Origin of the sequence: Stieleria sp. (assembly GCF_041595215.1) — a bacterium.
Taxonomy (GTDB): domain Bacteria; phylum Planctomycetota; class Planctomycetia; order Pirellulales; family Pirellulaceae; genus Stieleria; species Stieleria magnilauensis.
The window spans coordinates 1-7,809 of sequence record NZ_JBFHKV010000330.1; the positions used below are offsets into that span (position 1 = coordinate 1).

Sequence of the window (7,809 nt, forward strand, 5' to 3'; positions counted from 1 at the left end):
AATTCTTCGCGGCCGTCTGCAGTTCGCTGATCCGACTCCGCGTCGTTGACGGCATCGGGGACTTCATAGCCGATCCCGCCGGCCAGTTCACCGCGACGGATGGCATGCCAGATCTGGCCGGGCGTCATCGCGGAATCGGGATATTGTTTCGCGGTCGCGGCAAGTTGTTCCAACGCGGCAACGTAGTCTTCGGAATCGATCTCCGGTTTCATCGTCGCGCGGTTGAACAACCAGCGACGCGTGAACGTGGACGCGCAGCGATTGAGAAACGAGGATCCGGCCCAGCCGGGCGCCAGCGGTTCGGCGGCTTTCCCGTCGAGCTGCTCGACCCAATCGTGATAGGCGGCCCAGGAATCACATTGGACTTCCGACTCGAGCGCCAACAGGGCCAGCACTTTGGCGCCGACGGCGATGCCCCAGGTGTTTCCGCCGTAATCGCCCAGTCCGTTGATCACGGCGGGGAAGGGTTTTCCGTACTGGGTCTGGTATTCCTTCAGCAGCTCGTCACTGAATCGGACCGCCGCGTCCTGTGCCCTGATTTCACCGAGATAGCTTTGCGGTGCGATCGCGACGTCGGCAAGCAGCATCTGAGCCGCGAAATCGGTCGCACGACTTTTCCCCACCGCGCCGTCAGACGACGAAGACTCCGCTGACTCGTCGGACACCGGTCCGGCTGAAACCGAGCCGTCGAACACTTCGATTTTGAGCGGCTGGTCTTGCGTCATCGACCAGGCCACACGAATCGACTCGGCAACGGATTGGCCGTCGGAGAGCAAACTGCCCGCGATCAGGATGCGGAGCGGCACCTCCGAGCGAGCCTGCTGGGCCGATGAGGTTGCGCTGTCAGCCCCCGTGCCGGTGGATTTGATGCCGGAGTCACCGCATCCGGCCACCACCGAGGCTGCGAGAATCGAGACCGCCGTGCGGCGATCGATTGGACGGGAGCGAAAGTCACGAGACATGGCGGCTGGCCGCGAGGGAAGCGGCATTTCTCGGTAATCGGGCGTGCGTGCGAGACATTTTGGCAAAACCATTCCCGTCAGAAGACGATGGAAATTACAGTTTGCCGGCGGCGCGATAACATACGCAGCACCCCGGGATCGGGTTCGGTAGGAAAGTTTCATTTCTAGTAGGCGCATCATGAGTCATTATTTGGGAATCGACATCGGCACCAGCGGCACCAAGACGCTGCTGATCGACGAGAGCGGAAAAGTCATTGCGGAAGCCGATGCGACGTATCCGATGGAGCAACCGAAACCGGGCTGGACGCAGCAGGACCCGGAGGACTGGTGGAAAGCGACGGTCAAGACGGTGCGGGCGGTGATGCGGTCGTCCGGTTGCAAACCGGACGACGTCAAAGCGATCGGGTTGAGCGGCCAGATGCACGGCAGCGTCTTCTTGGACCGCGACGACAACGTCATCCGCCCGGCGCTATTGTGGAATGACCAGCGCACCGCGGCCGAGTGCGACGAGATCACATCTGCCGCCGGCGGACGCAAACGCTTGATCAAATTGGTCGCCAATCCCGCCCTGACAGGATTCCAAGCGCCCAAGGTATTGTGGCTGCGGAACAACGAGAAACGACACTTTGATGCCTTGGCCAAAGTCCTGTTGCCCAAGGACGACATCCGGCGACGTCTGATCGGGGATTACGTGACCGAAGTCAGCGATGCCAGCGGCACGCTGTTCTTGGACGTCGTCCATCGAAAATGGTCCGCCCCGCTGCTTTCCAAACTCGGGCTCGATGCCGATCTGCTGCCCCGGGTGGTGGAGAGCCATGAAGTGACCGGGACGTTGACCAAGGCGGCCGCCAAGGCGCTGGGGTTGACCACCGATTGCAAGGTGGTCGGTGGCGCGGGCGACTGTGCCGCCGGCGCGGTCGGCAACGGTGTCGTGAAAAAAGGTGTGCTCAGCACCTCGATCGGAACCAGCGGCGTGATGTTTGTCCACAGCGACCAACCGCAATACGACGCGGCCGGACGTCTGCACACGTTTTGTCACGCCGTCGACGGCGCCTGGCACATGATGGGCGTCAACTTGACCAGCGGCGGATCGCTGCAGTGGTGGGTCGAATCGGTGCTGCAAGGGCTGGCCGGAATGGGCGGCAGCGACGTTTATCGGGCCGCCACCGCCGAAGCGCAAGCCTGTCCCGCCGGCAGCAACGGATTGTTGTTCCTGCCTTACTTGAACGGGGAACGCACACCGCACGCCGACCCACAGGCGCGCGGCGCGTTCGTCGGATTGAATCTGACGCACACCCGCGGTTCGATGACTCGCAGCGTGATGGAAGGCATCACGTTTGCGCTGCGGGACAGTCTGGAAATCATCACCTCGTTGGATGTCCCCGTCCGCGAAATCCGCGCCTCCGGTGGCGGCAGCAAAAACCCGTTCTGGCGACAAATGCAAGCCGACGTGTTTGGTAAAAAGATCACGACGCTGAAAGTGGAACAGGGACCGGCCTATGGCGTCGCACTGTTGGCCGCCGTCGGCGATGGCGCGTACAAGAACGTCCAAGCGGCCTGCAAAGCGACCATCGAAGTCGCCGAGCAAACGCCCGCCGATCGAAAATCCGTCAAGGCCTACAACGAGTTGTTCCCCGTCTACCGAAAACTTTACCACGACCTGAAAGACTCGATGCAAACGCTGGCCGGACTTCAACAGTGACGTCCGGCGAGAGGAAAGCACCGATCGATTGACCCGTTGGGACGAAACGGTTTGTGCATTGTTAGCGGTATTGGGCGCGAGCCCTCCGGTACGTCACACGGAAACCGGACGGCTCGCGCCGTTCCGCTAATTCATACAGCCAACCGACGGGCATCGGATCATCCCCGCCATCCAACCAGACATCATGCAACACGTCGAACTGACCATCACCGACCACGTCGCCACGTTGGCGCTCAAGCGGCCGGAGGTGTGCAATGCACTCGATTCGGCATTGATCGCCGATCTCAGTCTGGCGCTGTCGGACGTGCACCAGGAACGCCGCGTCGGCGCGGTGCTGATCACCGGCAAAGGCGACCATTTTTGCAGCGGCGTCGATCTCAAAGCGTTCGCCAAAGTCGCCGAGCTGGAACCGATCGACGCCCAGGTCAAATGGTTCGAAGTCTGGCGTGAGCTGACCGAATTGTGTGAGACGATCTTGCGTTTCCCCAAACCCGTGATCGCCGCGGTCGATGGCCAAGCGATCGGCGCCGGACTGGCCATCGCCCTGGCCGCGGACATGATCGTGATGTCCGACCGCGCGGAACTGACGGCCAACGCGGCCGAGCGGGGATTGATCGGCGGATTGACCGCACCACTGCTGTCCTTCCGATTTGGCGCGGCCATCGCCGCGCGGATGCTATTGACCGGCGCGCCGCTCGATGCCGCCGAAGCGTATCGGTTGGGAATGTGCTGCGAAGTCGTCCCGGCGAGCCAAATCTGGATCGCGGCGACCGCGTGGGCCAAACGCTGCGGCGCGGCACCACGGGAATCGCTGCAAGCGACCAAGCGGATGCTCAATGAAAGTATCGGCGAGACCTTGCTGACCAATTTGACCAACGGCGCCGCGACCGGGGCGACGGTGTGCAACACCGAATCGGCGGCCGAGGGCATTCGAGCGTTCGTCGAAAAACGGATTCCCCAGTGGCCCTGAGCGTCGACGAAATTGCCACCCACGCGATCAGCCTGGACAACCCGGTCGAACGGGATGTCTATCTGGCCGCGGCCTGCGGGGCGGATCAATCGCTGCGAAAACGGGTCGACTCGCTGCTGGCCGCACTGGAGTCCGCCGACGACGCCAGCTTTCTTGCCTCAGGGCTGTTAGGCGGCGGTGACCGACCGGCGGGCCTGGCGGAAGACGGCATCGCGGAAACCGGTGACACCTCCGACGATTCCGCTGACCGGTTCGAACTGCGAAGCAAGCACGCCGTCGGCGGCTTGGGCGAAGTCTGGGTGGCCTGGGACCGGCAACTCGGACGCGAAGTGGCGCTGAAACAAATGCGTCCGGAGTGGTCCGGAAATTTCAATGCCGCCGCGCGGTTTCGACGTGAAGCCGAAATCACGGGCTTTTTGGAACACCCCGGCGTCGTCCCAATTTACGCCCTCGGTCAGCAAGCCGACCGACGGCCGTTTTACGCGATGCAATTCATCCGCGGACGAACCCTGCAACAGGTCGTCGAAGAACAGCTGCATCGCCCCGTCACTCCGCAAGCACTGGCCTCCCAAGATCGATCGCCACGCTGGTACGACACCGCATCGCTACGCAAGATCCTCGATCACTTTGTCGATGTCTGCCAGACGATCGACTACGCCCACTCGCGACAAGTCGTCCATCGCGATTTGAAACCCGCCAACATCATGTTGGGGACCTATGGGCGAACGCTGGTCGTCGATTGGGGGCTCGCCAAATGGCTGGACCCCTCGGTGCGTCCCAGTGATTCACCGGGTACCGAGAAAGAGATCGACCAACAGATCGATGCCACGCTTTCTCTGGCCAACCAAAATGATTCCTCCGTCGATGAAACCTGCCAGGGCACCACGCTCGGCACGCCCCGGTACATGAGCCCGGAACAGGCGGCGGGGATGATCGACCAGATCGGACCGGCCGCGGACATCTATTGCTTGGGCGCGACGCTCTATTTCATCCTGACCGGGCAGGCGCCGCACGCCGGTGAAGCCGATCTTCAGTCCACTTTCAATCGGATCATCGAAGGCCGATTTGATCCACCGACGAAAGTGCGTCACGAGATCCCCGGCGCCCTGCAAGCGATCATCTTGAAATCGATGGCCACGCGGATGTCCCAGCGCTACGCCTCCGCCGGCGACCTGGCCGAGGACGTGCAAAAGTATCTGGCCGATCAACCGATCAGCGTGTTCACCGATCCTCCGATCGAACGGACGCTGCGTTGGGCTCGCAATCACCGCGCCTGGACCGCGGCACTGGCGGTCGGTTTGCTGCTGACGTTTGTCGGCACCATCGCCGGTGTGATGGTGCGGGGTGAGATGAACCGCCGCGCGATGGAAGCGGCGCGAATCGAAACCGAAAAAGAACGTGAGATCCGGTTTCAAGAAGAGACACGTCGGCTGGAGGCGGTGGCGGCGTCCGGTGCCGCGCTCCAACGCAGCGAAGCGGCGCTGGCGGAAAGCCGCTATGCGGACGCCGCCGCGCTGGTCGGTGTCGCCATCGATCGAATGGAACACCATGACTCGCTGGCCGGGCAACGTGAATCCCTGATCAGCCGCCGCGATCGGCTGCAGCGATTAGGACGGTTTCATGCGCTGCAGCGTGAAGGCGAAGATCTGGACCACTTGGCACGCGACACCGAAGCCGCAGTCTTGCTGCAAGCTTCACTCGATGAGTTGGGCGTCTGGAAAAGCGACACGTGGTGGGACGACTTGCCGGACGAGGATCTGACCGCACTGCAACGCGACCGGCTGCGTTGGCAGGTCTATCGTATCTTGACCGCCCTGAATTCGTTGTACGTGACCAAAATGGTTGTCGCGATGGGCGGCGACTCCGATGGCGGATCACCGAGTACGTTGAAGTTGATTCGCAGCTACTTGTCGTCCGGCGTTGGCAAACGGGAAGCGCGGGCAGCGATGGAGCTGACCACACGGATCCAATCATTCCGACGCAGCGAATCGGCTCGGTGGTTGGGAAGCATCGCCTCGTTCCGGCTCAACGGCGGAAAACGCGTGGAGCCGGCCGAACTGGGGCCGCCCCGAAATCCAGCCGATGGTCGATCGATGGCGATTTTCAGCCTGATCGCGAGCGTCGATGTCAACTACCGCTCCTGGTTCAAAAACTACGGCGAGGCGTTCATGGAACCGAGCGACGACGATCCCGCCGACCGCGCACTCGACGTCGCATTGGAGTCGCTGCGACGCGTTTCCGACCAGGCACCGGATGACTGCTGGATCCACCTGACCATTGCCCAAGCGTATTACTTGAAGGCGCAGCGGGCCGAATCCAACGACGACTTCGACAACGCCCTGTTGTACTACGAACTCGCGCGCGGCGAATATGGACGCTGCATCGCGATTCGCCCCGGCGCCGCGTTTGTGTTCGCCGATCGATCCACCGTCGCGCTCCGCCAAGCCGTCTTGCTACGCGATCATCCGAAATCCCACGCCAGCCACCGGCCCCGCGCCAAGGAACTTCTGCAGACCAGCTTTCGTGATGCCAGCCAAGCCAAGCGACTCAAGCCGGACGCGCATTGGGTGTACTGGCATGTCGGGGCGACCGCTGCGGAGCTCGGCCAGACCGACACGGCGATCGAAGCCTTTTTCCAGGCCGTCGAACTGGGTCTGGACCTGCAAGACACGATGGATGGCCCGCTGGTGCGACTGGACGATCTCCGCGGACGCGCACAAGCGATTGAATTCGCCTACCGCGATTCCGACCGCCTCGCCAACCTGACCGGCCCGGATCGCGCCGCCAGTCGCCGCGCGTCACTGATCGCATCGCTGGAGTATTCTCGCGGCAATCGAGAGCCCGCGCGGATCTGGTCGGCCAAAGCGATCGAGTTGGACGGCGACAACTCACGCGCCCACCAGATCGCCGGTTGGTGCGCCTTCCATGCCCCGTCTTGGGAAACGGCGCAGCGGCATTTTGAAAACGCGATTCGTCTGTCACCGACCGATACCGTTTCGCTGATCGGCGCCGCACGCGTCGCCGAACAAATCGATGCTCAGGGATCGACGCAGGACGCCGGCCAGGAAGCAACGTACAGCGGGCAACTGGAGCAATCCGACAAATGGTACCGTGCCGCCATCGAGGCGGCCGTTTCCCAGCGGCATCGTTCGACCGCTTGGTTCGGATTGGCGAAACGTGAATTGCGACGCGGAGCGTTGGACCGGGCGCTCGCGGCGATCGAGTCCGCCCGAACGCTCGACCCGGCCTGTGACGTTTCCCGGTTTATCGATCTGTCTCGCACCGAAGCCAGGCGGTTGCTGCTGCGTGCCCGCTCGGCGCCCGACGAACGCGAGAAACAACAGGCACTCGATCAGATCCAAGCGTTAAAAAACTTCCTCGACCAAATCGCGTCGCTGCCGATCGCTTCGGTCAACCAAATCGTCGACTCGGCCAGTGACCGCCCGCCCGCCACGTTGCCGCTGCTTGGTAGCGATTTCGAACTGCCTTTGGAAACCTATTGGCGACTCGAATCGGTCAGCCAGTCCAGCGATTCCGGCGAACAGATTCTCGGCGGCAGCCCTCCCTTGGCCGTCGTGTCAGACGTTGCAAAATCGGGCAATTCGTGTTTGACGATTCGCCGCACCGAACGCGAGCGGCCCACCGGCAATTGGGCATTGTCTCAAACCATCCCCGCCACAACGGGACAGGACTATCGCGTCACGGCACGGGTTCAATCGAAAGACGCAGACCGGCAAACGGCACAACTTGTGGTGCGTCACGCGGGAGCCGAACTGGTGCGTCTGGAATTGGCGGGCGAGCGCGACACCTGGACGCGTCGGGCCGGCGAGTTTTCGATTCGGCGCACCGACACGTCGATCGATCCGTTGGAAATCCGCATCGAAGTCGCCGACCCGGAATTTGGAAGTGTCCTGTTGGATGAAATAAAAGTGACGCGGATCGAGTGACCAGTTGCCGTCGGTCACGCGGTGCAGGGCGATCGGCATGCACAGCAATGCCTCCCTCGCCTAAAATAAAGGAAAGTTCGAACTAGGCTTCCCCAGGGAGACTTTTGCGATGGATGCCTCTCAATCGGCGATGTCAAAACCCGTTTCCACCGCGTCGACTCGGCGTGTGACTGCCAACGTTTCGATCGCACAGTACTTGATCCAACGCTTGCAAGACTACGGGATCGG

General features: G+C 62.1%; 3 protein-coding genes and 1 pseudogene. 3 read left to right on the top strand and 1 reads right to left on the bottom strand.

The genetic code is table 11. The features are described from left to right. A pseudogene (locus ABX749_RS14270) lies at window positions 1-962 on the bottom strand (hypothetical protein); the annotation flags it as partial. Between the two features lie 178 nt (window positions 963-1,140). Between ABX749_RS14270 and xylB the strand changes: the two are divergent. The 3 genes from xylB to ABX749_RS14285 all read left to right on the top strand — a co-directional run bounded on the left by xylB (window position 1,141) and on the right by ABX749_RS14285 (window position 7,581). After that, window positions 1,141-2,664 carry a xylulokinase gene (xylB, locus tag ABX749_RS14275; protein ID WP_145212339.1) on the top strand — a complete coding sequence of 508 codons (1,524 nt, stop codon included), beginning with the start codon at window positions 1,141-1,143 and terminating at the stop codon, window positions 2,662-2,664. A gap of 184 nt (window positions 2,665-2,848) precedes the next feature. After that, window positions 2,849-3,634, top strand: a complete 786-nt coding sequence (locus ABX749_RS14280; RefSeq protein ID WP_145212341.1) for an enoyl-CoA hydratase/isomerase family protein — start codon at window positions 2,849-2,851, stop codon at window positions 3,632-3,634. Beyond that, window positions 3,625-7,581 (top strand): protein kinase, encoded by a 3,957-nt coding sequence (locus tag ABX749_RS14285; protein ID WP_372896569.1) that lies wholly within the window; start codon window positions 3,625-3,627, stop codon window positions 7,579-7,581. Before ABX749_RS14280 ends, ABX749_RS14285 begins: the two co-directional genes overlap by 10 nt. Window positions 7,582-7,809: the final 228 nt, after the last annotated feature.

What these genes read in the sequence shown, in the direction of transcription:
- ABX749_RS14280 (WP_145212341.1), top strand. Translation starts at nt 2,849, where the DNA reads ATGCAACACGTCGAACTGACCATCACCGACCACGTCGCCACGTTGGCG.
- xylB (WP_145212339.1), top strand. Translation starts at nt 1,141, where the DNA reads ATGAGTCATTATTTGGGAATCGACATCGGCACCAGCGGCACCAAGACG.